Below are 16,744 nucleotides of genomic sequence, written 5' to 3' on the forward strand. Positions count from 1 at the left end.
GTGGAAGGAGGAGTGCTCAAGTGACCCAGGCACCGGAGAAGTACGTCGGCGGCGGCGTGCTGCGCAAGGAGGATCCCGCGCTCGTAACCGGGCGGGGCACCTACGTGGACAACATGCGGCTGCCCGGCATGCTGCACGCGGCGGTGCTGCGCAGCCCCTACGCCCACGCGAAGATAAAGTCCATAGACACTTCGGCAGCGAAGGAGCAGCCGGGGGTGGTCGCCGTCTTCACCGGTGAAGAGCTCGCCGGAGAGTGGGCCTCGCCGCTGCCGTGCGGATGGCAGGTGACCGAGGATCTCAGGATCCCGGATCACTGGCCGCTCGCCAAGGACGAGGTCAACTACGTCGGGGATGCCGTCGCGGTCGTGGTGGCGGTCGACCGCTATCGGGCCCGCGACGCGGTCGACATGATCGAGGTCGACTACGAACCGCTGGACGTGGTGACGGACATGGAGGAGGCCCTCAAGGACGGCTCTCCCGTGGTGCACGAGGACCTCGGGACCAACGAGTGCTACACGTGGCCCCTCGAGGTGGGGGATGTAGAAGGGGCCTTCGAGAAGGCCGATGTGGTCGTCAAGGAGCGGTACATCCAGCAGCGGCTGATCCCCAACGCCATCGAGACCAGAGGAGTGGTGGCGCAGCCCGACCCCGTGACCGGCGGGTTCACGGTCTACTCCTCGACGCAGGTTCCACACCTGCTCAAGATCACGCTCTCCGCGGTTTCCGGCGTGCCCGAGAACAAGCTGCGAATCGTCGCCCCCGACGTCGGCGGTGGGTTCGGCTCCAAGCTGAACATCTACGCCGAGGAGGCGCTCGCGCTCGCGCTCGCCAGGAAGCTCAACACCCCCATAAAGTGGGTCGAAGACCGCTCGGAGAACTACCTGGCCACGATACACGGCCGGGATCAGATACAAGATATAGAGGTTGCTGCCACATCTGATGGCAAGATTCTGGGCATGAGGGTCAAGATCCTGGCGGACATGGGGGCATACCTGCAGCTCGGGACCACCGTGGTGCCGCTGCTCGGTGCGTTCATGTATCCGGGTGTCTACAACTTCGACGCGTACTCCTTCACCTGCACGGCCGTGTTCACCAACAAGACCCCGACCGATGCCTACAGGGGAGCCGGGCGTCCCGAGGCGGCCTACGCCTGCGAGAGGATCATCGACGCGCTCGCCCGCAGGCTCAATATGGATCCGGTCGAGGTGAGGCGCAAGAACTTCTACGAGCCGTTCGACGAGCCGACGACGACCCCTGCGGGTATCCAGTACGACTCGATGAACATGCAGGGGGCGCTGGACAAGCTGCTCGAGATCTCCAACTACGAAGAGCTGAGGGAGGAGCAGCGGCGCCGGCGGGAGCAGAACGACCCGGTACAGCTCGGGCTCGGTTTCTCGACGTACACCGAGATCTGCGGTATAGCGCCCTCTCAGGTCGTCGCCTCGCTCGGCGGCGGTGGCGGTGGCTGGGAGGCAGCCTCGGTGCGCGTGCTCGCCAGCGGCAAGGTGGAGGTCGTGACGGGCACCTCGCCGCACGGCCAGGGACACGTGACCAGCTGGTCCCAGATAGCGGCCGACGTTCTCGGCGTCTCCCCGGACGACGTCGAGGTGATCCACGGCGACACCGCATCGGCACCCTGGGGACGCGACACCTATGGATCGCGCAGCCTCCCCGTCGGGGGCGTGGCCGTATATCTGGCGGCGCAGAAGGTGGTCGAGAAGGCCAAGAAGATCGCCGCCCACATGCTCGAGGCCGCCGAAGGCGACATAGAGTTCGAGGGCGGGAGATTCTCCGTCGTCGGATCTCCGGACAAGTCCGTCTCCATGCAGGAGGTGGCCGGGAGAGCTTACCTCGGTGTCGGGCTCCCCGAGGGGATGGAGCCGGGGTTGAGCGAAGAGCAGTTCTTCGACCCGCCGAACTTCACCTTCCCGTTCGGGGCGCACCTGTGCGTGAGTGAGGTGGACACCGAGACCGGGAAGGTCAGGATCCGTGACTACTTCGCGGTCGACGACTGCGGGCCGATCATAAACCCGCAGATCGTCGAGGGGCAGCTGCACGGGGGAATCGCGCAGGGCATCGCGCAGGCCCTCTACGAAGAGGCCGTCTACGACGAAGACGGGAACCTTGTGACGGGATCGATGGTCGACTACCTCGTGCCGGCGGCACCGGAGCTCCCGAACTACACCCTCGAGCGTACGGTGACGCCCTCGCCTTCCAACGCGCTCGGTGTCAAAGGCGTGGGCGAGGCCGGGACGATAGGCTCACCGCAGGCGGTGATCAACTCGATCATCGACGCGCTCGCGCCGTTCGGCGTCACCCACATAGACATGCCGGCTTCGCCTTGGAAGGTGTGGCAGGCCATACAGGAGGCCCGCGGTGGAGAGGCTGGCGACCGGGAAGCGAATCTCTCGGGCAGACCGGCCCAGACCGATCAAGGAGGTGAGGCGTAGTGATACCGGTGGCCTTCGAGTACGAGGTTGCCGAGTCGGTAGACCACGCGATAGACCTTCTCCGTCAGAACGGGGAGGACGCGAAGCTGCTCGCCGGCGGGCACAGCCTGATCCCGATAATGAAGCTCAGGCTGGCGGCGCCCTCGATGCTCATAGACCTCGGCCGCGTGGACGAGCTCAGGTACGTTCGCGACGAAGGGGATCACATCGCCATCGGTGCGATGACCCGCCACTGTGAGGTGGAGAGGGACCCGACCATCAGGGAGCATTGCGGGCTCCTCTCCTACACCGCCTCGCTCGTCGGAGACCCGCAGGTGCGCCACCGCGGCACCATCGGGGGCTCCATCTCGCACGGGGACGCGGCCTCGGATCTGCCGAGCGCGCTGCTCGCGCTCGACGGGGAGCTGAAGATAAAGGGTCCGAACGGCGAGAGGATCGTGAAGGCCCAGGACTTCTTCAAAGACTACCTGCAGACCGACCTCGCCCCGGACGAGGTGCTCACGGAGATCCGGGTTCCCAAGCTCGGCTCCGGAACCGGCTGGGATTATCAGAAGTTCAACCGTCGGGCGCAGGACTGGGCCGTTGTCGGCTCGTGCGTGGTCGTCGAGCGCTCGAACGGCTCCATCGGGTCGGCCCGCGTGGCTCTGACCAACATGGGAGCCACACCACTCAGGGCGCGGGCCGTGGAGGAGGCGCTCGCCGGGGCGGACACGAGGTCCCTGGAGGAGGCCTGCCGGGTCGCGGACGAAGGGACCACGCCCTCTTCCGACCTCGCGGCCTCGGCCGAGTTCAGGCGCCATCTGGCGCGCGTACTCACCCGGCGGGCGGTGGAACAGGCCCTGCAGCGGTGAGCAGCGGTGCGAACGGACGCCGGGGGGCATTGCCTCCCGGCGTCACGAATGCCGTGGAGCTGCAGAAGAAGCTCATGGAGCACGACTATCTGGCCGACGAGGGGCTCTCCACCGCCATCTACCTCACGCTCAGGCTCGGGCGGCCGCTGTTCCTCGAGGGCGAGGCCGGTGTGGGGAAGACCGAGGTGGCAAAGGTCCTCTCCCGCATCCTCGACACCCCGCTGATAAGGCTCCAGTGCTACGAAGGCATAGACGTCTACCAGGCGGTCTACGAGTGGGACTACGCGAGACAGCTGCTGCACATCCGGGCCACCGAGGCGCTCGGCGGGGACAGAGAGAACCTGGAGCGTGACCTCTACAGCCGGGAGTTCCTCATCAGCCGGCCCCTGTTGCAGGCGCTGGAGCACGAAGGAGAGAACCCGCCGGTCCTGCTCATCGACGAGGTGGACCGCTCCGACGACGAGTTCGAGGCGTTCCTGCTCGAGATCCTCTCCGACTTCTCGGTCACGATACCCGAGATAGGTACGATCCGGGCCGAGAGACCACCCATCGTCGTCCTCACCTCCAACCGCACCCGGGAGGTGCACGACGCCCTGAAGAGGCGCTGTCTGTACTTCTACATCGAGCACCCCGGCTTCGAGCGAGAGGTCGAGATAGTGCGCGTGAGGGTGCCGGAGGCGGAGGAGCGGCTGGCGAGACAGGTCGCCGCCGCGGTAGGCAGGATGCGTCAGATGGACCTCTACAAGCCGCCTGGGGTGGCGGAGACGATAGACTGGACGCGGGCCCTCGTCGCGCTGGGGGCCAGAGAGCTCGACGAGCGGCTCGTCGAGGCCACGTTGGGCTCGGTCTTGAAGTACCACGAGGACCAGCAACGCGCCTCGTCGGCGGGCCTCGCCGCGCTAGTCGCGGGGGGGATGGGTGCCTGAGGGCCCGTCCATGTTGGACGCAGCCGTCGCCTTCGGGCGGGTGCTGCGCGGGGCGGGTCTCAGCGTTGGACCCGACCGGGTGATGGAGTTCGCCCGGGCCCTGGAGGAGCTCGACGCCGGGAGGCGGGAGGATGTCTACTGGGCCGGGAAGGTCACGCTCACCTCCCGACCGGAGGACGGCGAGACTTATGATCGGGCCTTCGAGATATTCTGGGAGAGAGGCGGGGAGTACAGGCAGAGACCGGTGCCGAAGGTGCGGTTCAGGATACCTTCCCCGAAGGACTCCGTGCTCCCGGCGAAGAAGACCGTAAGGCCTGACCGCGAAGGAGACCAGGAAGCGGTTACGCTCCGCTACAGCCCCGTCGAGGTCCTGCGGCGCAAAGACTTCTCTGAGTATACGCCCGAGGAGTTCGAAGAGCTGGACGAGCTCCTGAGCGAACTGCGGGTCGGAGGGGCCCTCAGGAGGACGCGCCGCTTGGAGCCCGCCAGGAGAGGTCTATACGACGCACGCCGGACGATGCGCGGGGCGATGCGCACCGGGGGTGAGGCCGTGCGGCACCGGTTCAGGAGGGCGCGGAGCGAACCGAGGCGGGTCGTGGTGCTGTGCGACGTCTCGGGTTCGATGTCTCCCTACAGCCGGGCTCTCTTGAGGTTCCTGCACGCCGGCGTGATCTCCGGCCTCCCTTTCGAGGCTTTCTCGCTCGGCACCCGGCTCACGCGGCTCACCAGGGAGCTCGCCACGCGCGACCCGGATGTGGCGCTCCGGAGGGCGGCGGATGCGATGGAAGACTTCTCCGGAGGAACGCGGCTCGGGGATGCCATGAAGGAGTTCGTGGACCGGTGGGGACAGAGGGGGATGGCTCGCGGTGCGATCGTCGTCATACTCTCGGACGGGTGGGATCGCGGGGAAGTGGACGTCCTCGCCGAGCAGATGAGCCGCATCCACAGGCTCGCCTACCACGTCATCTGGGTCAACCCGCTCAAAGCCCGTCCGGGGTACCGACCGCTCGCCGCCGGGATGGCCGCCGCTCTGCCCTACGTCGACACCTTCCTCTCCGGGAACAACTTCGACTCGCTGCACCGCCTCGCGCGAGCCATCGCCGAGGCGGCGGGACATCACCGGTAGCAGCTTCGCCCTTCCGGCCGTCGAGCGACGGAGGTGTCTCGGAGGTTACCGGTGGAGAAGGAGAGCGGATAGAATAGAGGTAAGAAGGGCAGAGGAGGCCAGATGCGGAACCCGGTCATAGACAGAGTGGCAGGCTGGAGGGAAGAAGGAAAGAAAGCCGCGCTCGCGACGGTCGTCAAGGTAGAGAAGTCCGGTCCCCTCGGTCCGGGAACCTCGATGGCCGTCAGCGAAGACGGGGAGGTGGTGGGCTCGGTGAGCGGGGGATGTGTCGAGCCCGCCGTCTTCGAGGAGGCGATGTCCGTGATCCGGAGCGGGAAGCCCAAGCTTCTGACCTACGGCATCTCCGACGACGAGGCCTTCGGGGTCGGGCTCACCTGCGGAGGTACGATCCACATCTTCGTCGAGCGGGTGGACTTCTGATGGGCGAGCTGCTCGCGCGCTGGAAGGAGGCGCTCGAGGACGAAGTCCCCGTCGCCGTCGCGACCGTCATAGACGGTCCGGAGGAGTATCTTGGCGGGAAGCTACTCGTCTTCCAGGAAGAGCACCTGGGGGGTACGGGCAACGAGGACCTCGACCGCGCGGTGGTCGAATCGGCACGCGGGATGCTGGCGAGCGGGGTCACGGGTACCCGCCACTTCGGGCCTCGAGGGCAGCGCCGGATGGATGACGTGGGCGTCTTCATCCAGGCGTTCGCTCCTCCTCCGGCGATGTACGTCTTCGGGGCGATAGACTTCGCCTCCGCCGTGGCGCGCATCGGGAAATTCCTCGGCTACAGGGTCACGGTGTGCGACGCGAGGCCCGTCTTCGCAACCCGGGAGCGTTTCCCGACGGCGGACGAGGTGGTCGTGGCCTGGCCGGACGAATTCCTCAAGAGCGCTCCCGTGGACAGGCGCACCGTCATCTGCGTGCTCACGCACGACCCCAAGTTCGACGTGCCGGTGCTCAAGGCCGCACTCCAGACTGAGGCCGGGTACATAGGGGCGATGGGCAGCCGCCGCACCCACGACGAGAGGACGGCGCGGCTCAGGGAGGAGGGGGTCAGCGATGAGGAGCTCTCCCGCATCTCGAGCCCCATCGGGCTGGATATAGGGGCCAGGACTCCGGAGGAGACGGCGGTGGCCATCGCAGCCGAGATCATCGCGCTCGAGACCGGACATCGTGGCGGGAGGCTGGCGGAGCGGAAGGGGCCGATACACCTGCAGCGCTACGAGGAGGCCACCACAGAGCGTGCCGGGTGAGACGGTGGCCGCCATCGTGCTCGCCGCCGGGGAGGGGAGCCGGTTCGGCGGCGGGAAACTCTTCGCCGACTTCGGTGGGAAGCCGCTCGTGTGCGCCGTCGTCGAGGAGGCGCTGAAGTCGCCGGTGGATGAGGTGATCGTCGTCGTCGGATACGAAGCCGGGAGGATGCGCGGGATCTGCGGGCATTACGGGGTGCGGATCGTGGAGAACCGTGACTGGCGGGAGGGTCAGTCCACCTCGGTACGGGCAGGGCTGGCGGCGTGCGGCCCGGAGGTCGGTGCCGCCGTCGTGATGCTCGGAGATCAACCCTTCGCCGGGGCCGGGGCCGTGCGGAGGCTCGTGGAGGCTTACGAGCGCGGTGCAAGGGTGGCTGTTGCCACCTATGGCGGGGAGCGGCGCAACCCGGTACTGTTCCGCAGGGACGTGTGGCCTTCCCTCGAGATGGAGCTCTCCGGCGACAGGGGGGCGAGGCCTTTTCTGCAGCGGCACCCGGAGATGGTCTTTGATGTAGAGTGCGGGGAGGTCGCCAGCCCGGAGGACGTGGACACCGAAGAAGACCTTGTGAGGCTATCGAAAGAGGAGGAGAGAAGATGAAGATAGAAAACCAGTTCACCGTCGGCGTGCCGGTGGAGCGAGCGTGGAAGGTGATGCTCGATCTCGAGCGGATAGCGCCGTGCCTTCCAGGGGCCTCCATACAGGAGCAGCAGGAGGATGGCACCTACAAGGGCACGATGAAGGTCAAGATCGGTCCGATCACGGCCAACTATAGAGGGACAGTCTCCTACAAAGAGAGAGACGACTCCGGCCACCGGGCCGTGCTCGAGGCGACGGGGCGGGATTCCCGCGGGCAGGGCACCGCTTCGGCCACGATAACCGCCACCCTCGAAGAGGCCGATGGAGGCACGCGGGTGAACGTGGAGACCGACATGCGCCTCACGGGCCGCGCGGCCCAGTTCGGCCGGGGTGTGGCGCAGGACGTCGCCTCGAAGATCTTCGAGCAGTTCGCAGACTGCCTCGAGCGCGAGATAGCGGGCGGAGAAGAGAGCAGCGAATCCGAAGCTGACGGTGGCTCCGGGGCGTCCTCGAGCGGCGGCGCGGGGTCAACCCCGGCGGGCGGCGAGGCCGCCGGAGCGTCCGTCGCCGGGGCTTCGACCCTCGGGAACGTCGTGAGCGAAGACCCCATGGTGACGGCCGGGAGCTCGCTCGGCGCGGTCACGGTCGGGTCCGTCGTCTCCGAACAGGCTGCCCGGGAGGAGGAGAGGTCCGGGGAGCGGCAGCGCTCGACCACCCGTGAGACCCCCCGGCGCGAGCCCCCCGAGGAGCCCGAGCCGCTCGACCTCGGTGCGGCGAGCCGGGAGGCCCTCATGAAGCGGCTCGTTCCGGTCGCCGCCGGGATCGGTGCGATCGCGCTGATCGTCCTGATCCTTCGCGCGAGGAGGTAGGCGTCTCCCCGCTGGCGCGGGTTCGTGGCGGAGGTTAGAATGCCGCCAACCGGCGGAGGGGTGGCCGGGCGCCGGAAGGGAAGAAGGTGGCATGATCCGACACGACACCCGCGCTTATTATGCGACATCGAAAGACGGAGGATGGTCCGGATGAGGCGGTTGCGCGTGCTCGTCGCGGGCTCCTCCGTTGAGAAGGCCGGGGTTCTCACGGATGAGCTTCTCGGCGCCGGATACGAGGTCTCAACCGACCGGGTTGCGGGGGGAGACGTCGTGGAGGCGGGCTCGGATTTCGACATCGTCCTCGTGGGGAACGAGGCGGATCTGCGGGGGTGGTTGAAAAGACGAGTCTGCGGGTGTCCTGTCATCGCCTTCGGGGAGGAAGCCGGGGAGGATCCCGCGGTCGAGGCCATGAGGGCCGGCGCCGACGACTACGTCTCGCTGCAGAGGCCGGAGCGCGTGGTAGGTGCGGTCGCGAGGGCGCTGTCGGTCGACGACACCAGAAGGCGCAAGGAGCGGGAGGAACTGTACCACCACGTGGTGGAGCAGGCGGCGGAGGCCATGTTCCTCGTCGAGCCAGAGAGCTGGGAGGTGATCGAAGCCAACCCCGCCTGCGAGCGCATGCTCGGCTACGGTTCTGGGGAGCTCTCCGGCGTCCGTCTGGAGGAGATCGTCGACCCGGAGGACCTCGGTCCCGTCGTCAGGCTCGCCGGGGAGAGCCTGAGGGTCGAGGCGCATTTCCCGATAAGCTACGCGCACCGCCGTTCCGACGGCTCTGCCAAGAGGGTCGAGGGGAGCATCAGCGTGATCTCCCACGCCGGGCGGGACATACTCTGCTTCGTGGTCTACGACGTCACCGAGAGAAAGTGGGCCGAGGATCAGCTAAGGCACAGCGTGGACGCCCTGCTCGCGATCTACGAGGCGAGCCAGCTCCTGAGCTCCACGCTGGAGTTCGAGGAGATAGGGACCAGGCTGCTCAAGATAATGCGCCGCATCTCCACGCTCACCACGGCCGTCATCAGCGTGCCCGCGGAGGACGGGAGGCTCAAGGTCTGGCGCGCGATAGGTTTCGAGAGCCTCTGGAGCCGGGCTCGCTACACGCCCGAAGCCCAGCGGGCGCTCTACGAGGTCCTGCGCAGCGGAGAGCACCGGCTCATCGAGTTGCGCCATCCCGAGAACCGCGAGGAGAAGCTGAGCACGCTCTATCTGCCGCTGCGGATACACGAGCACACCCTGGGAGTTCTCGAGGTGTACGGCCCGGACGACCTCACCGAGGGCCGGATGGTGGAGATCCTCATCAGCCTGGCCAGCAAAGCGGCGAGCGCTCTGGAGAACGCCCGACTCTACGGAGAGCTCGCCGAAAGGGAGAAGCAGCTGCAGGATCTGGTCGGCAAGCTCTTCACGGCGCAGGAAGAGGAGCGACGCAGGATCGCTTACGAGGTGCACGACGACCTCACCCAGATAGCGGTCGCCGCCTACCAGCACCTGCAGGCTTACGCGGCGCTCCCAGAGGGAGCACCGGGGAGACGGGAGCTTCTTGAGCAGGTTATCGAGATGGTGCACAAGACCATCTCCGAGTCCCGCCGGGTAATCGCGGAGCTGCGCCCCACCGAGCTCGACGACTTCGGGCTGGCTGCCTCGATCCGGCTCCGGGTGGAGGCTCTGCGTGAGGAGGGATGGGATGTGTCCTACGATGAGAACCTCGGTGGTGAGCGGCTGCCCCCCACGGTCGAGACCGCGCTCTACCGGGTCGTCCAGGAAGCGCTGACCAACGTGCGCAAGCACGCCGGAACGAATAAGGTGCGGATAGGCCTCTGGCGCGAGGGGGACGACGTGGTGCTGCGGGTGAGGGACTGGGGATGCGGGTTCGAGCCGGGGGCCCTGGTGGGGGAGGGGCCGGGTGAACGTGTCGGGGTCTCCGGGATGCGGGAGCGGCTCACGCTGCTCGGTGGGAGGTTCGATCTCTTGAGCAGAAGAGGCTGGGGTACCGCGATAACGGCCCGGGTTCCCGTGGCTTGGGGAAGGCCGAATCCGTGGGGAGGGACCCTCGCCGCCGGGCGTACGGGGCGTTGAGGCTTTCAAGCCGCGGCTGCGCGGAAGGATCTTTTCGTAGAGTGGGGGGATCGTAGATTGGAGAAGACATCGGATAGACCGGCCAGGCTGGTGGTGGTGGACGACCACGACCTCGTACGCGCCGGGCTCAAGGCCATGCTCTCCGCCGAGCCCGACTTCGAGGTCGTCGGGGAGGCATCTGACGGGCAGGCGGCCCTCGAGGTGTGCCGCCGGGAGAATCCGGACCTGATGCTGATGGACGTCAGGATGCCCAGGATGGACGGGCTCGCCGCGACCCGGGCCATAAAGCAGCGATACCCGAAGACCAGCGTGCTCATACTCACCGTGCATGAGAACCAGGAATACATGTTGGAGGCCATAAGGGCCGGAGCCTCCGGCTACGTTCTGAAGGATTCCCCCCGCGAACAGCTCACGACCGCGATAAGGAAGGTCCTCGACGGCGAGGTCTCGCTCAACCGCAAGCTCACCACCGCGCTCCTGCAGCAGCTGGCCAGGAACCCCGAGAGGACCCGACCGGTGGACCTCAACCCCGAACGAGAGAGGATCATGCAGCTTCTCACGCCGCGGGAGATGGAGGTGCTCGGGCTTCTTATGAAGGGCTACACCAACCCCAAGATAGCCGAGACCCTCTACATAAGCCTCGGGACCGTCAAGAACCACGTAGAGCACATCTTCGCCAAGCTGGAGGTCTCGGACCGTACCCAGGCCGTGGTCAAGGCGTTCGAGCTCGGGATAATCTCCCCCGCCGACATCTGAACGAACAGCGGAAGGCTCGCAAATGTGCCGGCCGGGTGGCGCAATATGCGCCACCCGGCCGGTATTCAGAACACCGATCTTTGCCCATCATTAGTTTCAAATGATCTTGTCGGTAGGAGTTGATCCTCGCGAGAGGCTTAGACAGGGGTCTGATGAGAAAATGGTAGGAAACCCTGGCCGCAGACCTGCGGAAATCGCCGTGATCTATGGGGACCCCGTCGTGGGGCAGACCCTTGCTCTGCTTCTCGCAGGAGCCGGGTATCAGGTCAGCGAAGTGTCGCTGGTTTCGGTACAGGACCGTGCGCGGATGGAGAGGATGCTGGAGGGCGTGCTCGTCATCGTACTCGCGCCCGGGCTCGAGGTTGGTCTCCGGGATACTTTCCTTGGCAGCCTGAAGAGGGAAGAGCGGTTCTCCCACATACCGGTGCTGGAGCTGGGCACCCAACCAGAGGGTGCCCGATATTCTGCAGACTACACCTCCATGTGGCCGGGCAGAACGGAGGACCTGGTGCGCAGGATAGAGAAGATATTTCTCGAGCAGCGAAGAGGGTTCAACATGAATCAGGCCTGAACGATCTGGAGGTGAGGCATGGTCAGGGTCGTCGTGGAAGCCACAAGAGGACGCGAACGCGTGTGGGTTGCGGTGAGAGACACAAGCATCCGTGAAGCCATTGAACGCGTGGTTGCACGCTATCCCTCCGGGTGCGTGCGGTTGGTGCTCCCTATCGATGCCGAGAAGTTCTTCGAGCGGGGTGCTGCGGGATTGCGGGAGATGGGTGAAGCTCCGATCAGGATGAGGGCTGAGGTTCCTCTCCCTGTGGACGGAAAGGCGGGACGGCGATGACCAGGATGTTGTCGAAAGGACACAAGATGAACCTCGCTGGTGACGTGGTGTCTAGCGAGCTCGGAGATGGGGTCGCGCTCCTCGATCTCCGTGGTGGAGTCTACTACGGGCTCAATCCCGTGGGGGCTCGGGTGTGGCGGCTGTTGGAGGAGAAACCGAGGAACTTCTTCGAGATCCGCGAGGTCCTCCTGGACGAATATGATGTGTCGCCCGACGTCTGCGAACGGGAGCTCGAGCTTCTGCTATGGGATCTCCTGGAGAGGAGATTGATCTATGTCGAGGATGAAAGCCGCGTTTGAGAGGTTGCGGTTTCTTTGCGCTCTCCGCCCACCGGGCAGGAGGCTGGTGGTCGAAGCGGCCGTCTGCATGGAAGGGACCAGGCTGGTGGTACACCTGGTCCCTTTGAAGCACCTGAAGGCCGTTCCCGCGCTCTTCGGAGGACGATTGTTTCGAGGAGAGCCCCACGAGGTGGAGGATGTCGTTCGGGCGCTCGATCTGGCCGGAAGCCTTTTCCCCGGCGGAAAGACCTGCCTCGTTCGAGCCATCGCGGCCCAGGCGATGCTCTCCCGACACGGACATCCCTCGCTGGTGCGCATAGGAGTCGCGGGAAGTGACTCCGGTGGAATCGAGGCCCATGCCTGGGTGGAGTACGGAGGGCGGGCTATCGTAGGTGGTTACGATCTGGAGCGTTACAGGGTCATAACCTCGTTGCCCGCCGGATGATTCCGTAGTTCGGCCGACCAGGAAATGGGCCGGAAGGGGGATTCGTCACACCACGACCGTGGCTATATTGAGGGCGTGATCGGACTCTTCGGAGAGGAGGTGAGAGGCAAATGGGCAAAAAGAGATATGAGGCTCCGCGCCTGATGGTATACGGCAGGGTGGAGGAGATAACCCTGCACGGACGCGGCCATCCGCCCTTCGGAAACTCGGGACCTCCGGGATGCAACCCTTCCGATGGGTGTGTAGCGCCCGGCCTGGGTTCTCAGATAGGCAACATCTACAACAACCCGCAGCACAGGCCCTAGCTGCTCTGCGGGAAGCCGGGCTTTGCTCCCCGCCCCGCGCGGGGAGCATTCTATCGACAGGAGGAGAGGATTTTCTCCTACACGGCATATGGCCTGAGGATAAGTTCGGAGATCGACCTGCCGGAGCTGATGCCCGGCGCCGGCGGGCGAGCCGATGTCTCGATCCGGCTCGGCCGGATCGACCGGATACCCTCTGAGGCGGTTGACCGCGGCTACTGCCGGGATGGCAAAGAACGGGCGCATCTTTTCTGGCCCCATGTCGGGTCGTTCTCGTGTGTCGAGGGGCGTGAGATACTCGCCGATCCTGTACCGGGCGTCGAGGACAACCTGTTTCGTACCTTTCTTACGGGGCCTGTACTGGCCGTCCTGTTGCAACAGAGGGGGCTCTTCGTCATGCACGCGAGTTCGGTCGCCACGCGTGAGGGGGTCGTCGCCTTCATGGGGAACAAGGGGTGGGGTAAGTCGACCATGGCGGCGGCCTTGCATGCCAGAGGGTACGATCTGGTCGCCGACGACGTCACCGCCGTGAAGGTGGAGGACGGAGAGGTGAACGTTCTTCCGGCATTCCCGCAGATCAAGCTGTGGCCCGAGTCGGCTTTTGCTCTCGGTATGGATGCGCAGGAGATGGACCGCATCCACCCGGACTTCGAGAAGCGCCTCCGGAAGGTTTCCGGTGATTTCGCGGGCGGTCCGCTGCCTCTGATCCGGGTCTATCTGCTGGGAGTGTGTGGGGGGGATGGGGAGGAGATAGTCCTGGACGACCTGCCGCCACACAGGGCTCTCGTCGAGCTCACGCGGCACACCTTCGGGGCGGAGGTCATGCTGGGGGTGGGGGAGAAGGAGCATTTCCTCCAGTGTGTGCGGCTGGTGAACCGGGTGCCTTTCAAGGTGCTCGTACGCCCGTGGTCGCTCGCCGGTCTCTCTGAAGTGGCCAGTCGTGTGGAGGACGATCTCCTTTGATCCGGGCGCTTGGGGACCTCGAGGAGAGGCTTCTGTTCTCGTGTTTGCGGGGTGCGTCAGACGAGGTCGGAGACATCCTCGAGGGTGGTGGCCTCTGTTGGGAGGAGTTCGTACATGCGGTTCGAGGGCACAATGTGGCTCCTCTCGTCCTGAAGAAGCTCGAGGAGGTCGGTCTAGAGTACGTACCAGGGGACGTCGTACGAAGCCTGCAGGAGGTCAGGTGGGTCTCCGTGACCAATTCCCTGTACATGAGCGGGGAACTGATCAGGCTGCACGAAATCCTCCGAAGTGAAGGAATATCCGCCATCCCCTACAAGGGGCCGGTCCTCGCACAGCTGGCCTATGGAGGGCTCGGGATGCGGCCTTTCGGTGATCTCGACCTGCTGGTGGACCGGGAAGAGGTCCCGTTGGCGCGGGACCTCCTCCTCTCTTCGGGTTACAGGATTGAATCCGAGGTGGAAGGAATCCCTCAGCGAACATGGCTCGACCGCGAGACCGAGCTGGTCTTCGCTCGCTCGGATGGGCGCTGTGTCGTCGAGCTGCATTGGGAGCTCACGGACAGGTGTTTCCCGCTGCCGCTCGATCTCGGAGCGATGCGGGGCCGGCTGCAGCGGGTGACACTCGCTAGCGGTGTGGTGCCGACGCTGTCGACCGAGGATACCCTGCTCGTGCTCTGCGCTCACGGGGCGAAACATCTCTGGCAGCGTCTCCTTTGGGTGTGCGATGTGGCCGGTCTGGTCCGGCGCTCTGCGCCCGACTGGGACATGCTTCTCGAAGCGGCCGGGGAAGCCAGGGGGAGGCGCATGCTGGGGCTCGGGCTCCTGCTCGCGCACACCCTGCTGGGAGCCGAGCTTCCCCCGAAGGTCTGTCGCCTCCTCGCGGAGGATGACACGCTTCATTCCCTGGCCGGGAAAGTCTACGACAACATGATGGGGGGAGGAGACGTCCCCGATCTTTTGCGAGATTCCTCGTTTCAGCCGCTGCGCCTCGAACTTCTGGACGGCGTTGCCGACAGAGTGCGCTACTGCCTCGCGTTCGTGACGGGATATTCCTCCGAAGACTGGCGGTCGGTGAGGCTTCCCGAGCCTTTGATCCCGCTCTACGGACTTCTGAGGCCGATGCGGCTGGCTGGTAAATACGGCCGACGTTTATCGAGAAGGTTGGGCGATTGATGCTGCGAAGGCGCGGAAAAGAGAATGGTTCAGAGGCGCGCGGAATCATCGAGGAGAGCCGGATGTTCATCTCGGTGCTCTTCGGGTTCGCCTCCTGGAGGGTGTTGGCCGTCCTGGTGCTTACGCTGGTCATCACGCTGACCCAGGGAGTTCAGCTTCTACTGTTGGTGCCCATGATGAACTTCGCTGGTCTGGACGTCCAGCAGGGGGGGACCGGGATGCTCTCGAAGGCCGCTTCGGCCGTCTTCGGAGTGATGGGAGTGCGGCCGACTCTGGTGCCCGTGCTCGCCGCATACGTCATCCTCACCACCCTGCAGGCGCTCGTGAGCCGCCAGCAGGCCATCTCCTCCCTCAGGCTCGAGCAGGACTTCGTCTCTTCTCTGCGCCGGAGGCTCTATCGAGCCGTAGCCGACGTCGACTGGCTCACCTTCGTGCGTAGCCGCCCCTCCGACTTCACTCACGCCCTCACCACCGAACTGGACAGGGTCGGTGGTGCTCTGCAGAGTATGCTGGCCGTTGCGTCCAGCTGCCTCGTGCTCTCCATATACGTCCTGTTCGCACTCAGGCTCTCGGTCGAGATGACCGTGATGGTGTTCTTCTGCGGCATCTTGCTCATGGTGTTGTTGAGGAGGAAGACGAAAGAGGCCCGATGGTCCGGCGAGGATATATCTCTGGCGACCAACGGTCTGTATGCCGCCACCACCGAGCACCTCGGCGCCATGAAGACGACCAAGAGCTATGGAGCGGAGCGTCGAAACACGGAGCTGTTCTCCGGGCTTGCGGAGCAGGTCGCCCGAATGCGTCTGGATGCGGTGCGTATCTACTCCGCCGCCGGGTTCTGGTTCCAGGTGCTCTCGGTGCTCGCCCTGAGCATCATCCTCTACCTGGCTTTCGAGGTGATCTCCCTTCCCGCGGCCGGGCTTCTTCTCTTGCTGTTCATCTTTACCCGGGTGGTTCCGCTCTTCGCCGGCGTCCAGCAGGGCATACAGCACTACCTGAACAACCTCCCCGCCTTCTCCGGCGTCATGAGGAAGGTGGCGCTCTGCGAAGATGCCGCCGAACCCGTGCTCCCGGAGAGCAGGGAAGTAGGGTTGGACCAGCGGATCAGGTTCGAAAACGTCTCTTTCTCATACGAAGAAGGCGAGGACGAGACCCTGCGAGGGCTCTCCCTTACTATCGAAGCCGGGAGGACGACGGCGCTGGTCGGCCCGTCGGGCGCCGGCAAGAGCACCCTTGCGGACCTTGTGATGAGGTTGATCTCTCCCCGGCGGGGGGACATCCTGGTGGACGGGGTGTCTCTCCGGGAGATCGACGCCCGGCTCTGGCGCCGGCGCATCGGATACGTGGCGCAGGACACCTTTCTCTTCAACGACACGGTTCGAGCCAATCTTCTCTGGGCCTGCCCGGAGGCCGGTGAGGATGAGATGTGGCGAGCCCTTAGGGATGCCGCGGCGGATGGTTTCGTGGCAGCTCTCCCCCGCGGGCTGGACACCGTGCTCGGAGATAGGGGGATACGCCTCTCTGGAGGAGAGCGTCAGCGCCTCGCGCTCGCTCGCGCCCTGTTGCGGAGACCGAGGCTTTTGATCCTCGACGAGGCGACCAGTGCCCTCGACTCCGAGAACGAGAGACAGATACAGCGGGCCATAGAAAGACTCCACGGAGAGACGACCATACTCCTGATAACCCACCGGTTGTCGACCGCCCGCAACGCTGATGTCATCCACGTGCTCGACGATGGATCCCTGGTGCAGTCCGGTGAATGGAAGGCTCTGCTCGAGGATGACAACGGACGCTTCCGGGCCCTGTGCGCTGCGCAGGGAATCTCGGGGGCTGCGGATGCCGTCGCTGGTCCCGTGTGAAGCCGGCGCCTTTCGGCAGAA

At 65.3% G+C, this 16,744-nt stretch carries 18 protein-coding genes; all 18 read left to right on the forward strand.

Annotated elements, in window-relative coordinates; genetic code table 11:
• Window positions 1–20 precede the first annotated feature (20 nt).
• Window positions 21–2,450: a xanthine dehydrogenase family protein molybdopterin-binding subunit gene (locus AC6EKW_RS01890; protein ID WP_273887177.1), complete on the forward strand. Its 2,430-nt coding sequence runs from the start codon at window positions 21–23 to the stop codon at window positions 2,448–2,450.
• On the forward strand, window positions 2,450–3,301 hold the full coding sequence (locus AC6EKW_RS01895) for an FAD binding domain-containing protein (protein ID WP_498513521.1): 852 nt from the start codon (window positions 2,450–2,452) through the stop codon (window positions 3,299–3,301). The genes AC6EKW_RS01890 and AC6EKW_RS01895 overlap by 1 nt, the downstream gene beginning before the upstream one ends.
• On the forward strand, window positions 3,298–4,227 hold the full coding sequence (locus AC6EKW_RS01900; protein ID WP_498513522.1) for an AAA family ATPase: 930 nt from the start codon (window positions 3,298–3,300) through the stop codon (window positions 4,225–4,227). The genes AC6EKW_RS01895 and AC6EKW_RS01900 overlap by 4 nt, the downstream gene beginning before the upstream one ends.
• A gap of 10 nt (window positions 4,228–4,237) precedes the next feature.
• The gene (locus tag AC6EKW_RS01905) at window positions 4,238–5,353 is read left to right on the forward strand and encodes a vWA domain-containing protein (protein WP_498513523.1); all 1,116 of its coding nucleotides are present in this window, start codon (window positions 4,238–4,240) and stop codon (window positions 5,351–5,353) included.
• Between the two features lie 102 nt (window positions 5,354–5,455).
• A complete protein-coding gene (locus AC6EKW_RS01910) occupies window positions 5,456–5,773 on the forward strand; it encodes an XdhC family protein (protein WP_498513524.1) in 318 nt (105 codons plus the stop codon).
• On the forward strand, window positions 5,773–6,591 hold the full coding sequence (locus AC6EKW_RS01915; protein ID WP_498513525.1) for an XdhC family protein: 819 nt from the start codon (window positions 5,773–5,775) through the stop codon (window positions 6,589–6,591). The genes AC6EKW_RS01910 and AC6EKW_RS01915 overlap by 1 nt, the downstream gene beginning before the upstream one ends.
• Window positions 6,581–7,186, forward strand: coding sequence for a nucleotidyltransferase family protein (locus tag AC6EKW_RS01920; protein WP_498513526.1), 606 nt, complete (start codon window positions 6,581–6,583; stop codon window positions 7,184–7,186). The genes AC6EKW_RS01915 and AC6EKW_RS01920 overlap by 11 nt, the downstream gene beginning before the upstream one ends.
• The gene (locus AC6EKW_RS01925) at window positions 7,183–8,034 is read left to right on the forward strand and encodes an SRPBCC family protein (RefSeq protein ID WP_498513527.1); all 852 of its coding nucleotides are present in this window, start codon (window positions 7,183–7,185) and stop codon (window positions 8,032–8,034) included. The genes AC6EKW_RS01920 and AC6EKW_RS01925 overlap by 4 nt, the downstream gene beginning before the upstream one ends.
• 150 nt (window positions 8,035–8,184) lie before the next feature.
• Window positions 8,185–10,104: a PAS domain S-box protein gene (locus tag AC6EKW_RS01930; protein ID WP_498513528.1), complete on the forward strand. Its 1,920-nt coding sequence runs from the start codon at window positions 8,185–8,187 to the stop codon at window positions 10,102–10,104.
• Between the two features lie 57 nt (window positions 10,105–10,161).
• Window positions 10,162–10,860, forward strand: a complete 699-nt coding sequence (locus tag AC6EKW_RS01935; protein WP_273887168.1) for a response regulator transcription factor — start codon at window positions 10,162–10,164, stop codon at window positions 10,858–10,860.
• 106 nt (window positions 10,861–10,966) lie between these two features.
• A complete protein-coding gene (locus tag AC6EKW_RS01940; RefSeq protein ID WP_498513529.1) occupies window positions 10,967–11,431 on the forward strand; it encodes a response regulator in 465 nt (154 codons plus the stop codon).
• An 18-nt stretch (window positions 11,432–11,449) separates the two neighbouring features.
• Window positions 11,450–11,704, forward strand: coding sequence for a hypothetical protein (locus AC6EKW_RS01945; protein WP_498513530.1), 255 nt, complete (start codon window positions 11,450–11,452; stop codon window positions 11,702–11,704).
• Window positions 11,701–12,003: a PqqD family protein gene (locus AC6EKW_RS01950; RefSeq protein ID WP_273887165.1), complete on the forward strand. Its 303-nt coding sequence runs from the start codon at window positions 11,701–11,703 to the stop codon at window positions 12,001–12,003. The genes AC6EKW_RS01945 and AC6EKW_RS01950 overlap by 4 nt, the downstream gene beginning before the upstream one ends.
• A gap of 46 nt (window positions 12,004–12,049) precedes the next feature.
• A complete protein-coding gene (locus AC6EKW_RS01955; protein ID WP_273887164.1) occupies window positions 12,050–12,427 on the forward strand; it encodes a lasso peptide biosynthesis B2 protein in 378 nt (125 codons plus the stop codon).
• 110 nt (window positions 12,428–12,537) lie between these two features.
• The gene (locus AC6EKW_RS01960) at window positions 12,538–12,732 is read left to right on the forward strand and encodes a lasso RiPP family leader peptide-containing protein (protein WP_498513531.1); all 195 of its coding nucleotides are present in this window, start codon (window positions 12,538–12,540) and stop codon (window positions 12,730–12,732) included.
• Between the two features lie 129 nt (window positions 12,733–12,861).
• Complete coding sequence (locus AC6EKW_RS01965) at window positions 12,862–13,692, forward strand: hypothetical protein (RefSeq protein ID WP_498513532.1); 831 nt, start codon at window positions 12,862–12,864, stop codon at window positions 13,690–13,692.
• A complete protein-coding gene (locus tag AC6EKW_RS01970; protein ID WP_498513533.1) occupies window positions 13,689–14,864 on the forward strand; it encodes a nucleotidyltransferase domain-containing protein in 1,176 nt (391 codons plus the stop codon). The genes AC6EKW_RS01965 and AC6EKW_RS01970 overlap by 4 nt, the downstream gene beginning before the upstream one ends.
• 62 nt (window positions 14,865–14,926) lie before the next feature.
• Window positions 14,927–16,723, forward strand: a complete 1,797-nt coding sequence (locus AC6EKW_RS01975) for an ABC transporter ATP-binding protein (RefSeq protein WP_498513534.1) — start codon at window positions 14,927–14,929, stop codon at window positions 16,721–16,723.
• Window positions 16,724–16,744: the final 21 nt, after the last annotated feature.

The organism is Rubrobacter sp. M3-4 (assembly GCF_059772285.1).

Bases quoted from the DNA above. Each gene is read 5' to 3' on its own strand.
- AC6EKW_RS01905 (WP_498513523.1), top strand. From the start codon at position 4,238: ATGTTGGACGCAGCCGTCGCCTTCGGGCGGGTGCTGCGCGGGGCGGGT.
- AC6EKW_RS01910 (WP_498513524.1), top strand. From the start codon at position 5,456: ATGCGGAACCCGGTCATAGACAGAGTGGCAGGCTGGAGGGAAGAAGGA.
- AC6EKW_RS01915 (WP_498513525.1), top strand. From the start codon at position 5,773: ATGGGCGAGCTGCTCGCGCGCTGGAAGGAGGCGCTCGAGGACGAAGTC.
- AC6EKW_RS01925 (WP_498513527.1), top strand. From the start codon at position 7,183: ATGAAGATAGAAAACCAGTTCACCGTCGGCGTGCCGGTGGAGCGAGCG.
- AC6EKW_RS01930 (WP_498513528.1), top strand. From the start codon at position 8,185: ATGAGGCGGTTGCGCGTGCTCGTCGCGGGCTCCTCCGTTGAGAAGGCC.
- AC6EKW_RS01945 (WP_498513530.1), top strand. From the start codon at position 11,450: ATGGTCAGGGTCGTCGTGGAAGCCACAAGAGGACGCGAACGCGTGTGG.
- AC6EKW_RS01950 (WP_273887165.1), top strand. From the start codon at position 11,701: ATGACCAGGATGTTGTCGAAAGGACACAAGATGAACCTCGCTGGTGAC.
- AC6EKW_RS01960 (WP_498513531.1), top strand. From the start codon at position 12,538: ATGGGCAAAAAGAGATATGAGGCTCCGCGCCTGATGGTATACGGCAGG.
- AC6EKW_RS01965 (WP_498513532.1), top strand. From the start codon at position 12,862: ATGCCCGGCGCCGGCGGGCGAGCCGATGTCTCGATCCGGCTCGGCCGG.
- AC6EKW_RS01975 (WP_498513534.1), top strand. From the start codon at position 14,927: ATGTTCATCTCGGTGCTCTTCGGGTTCGCCTCCTGGAGGGTGTTGGCC.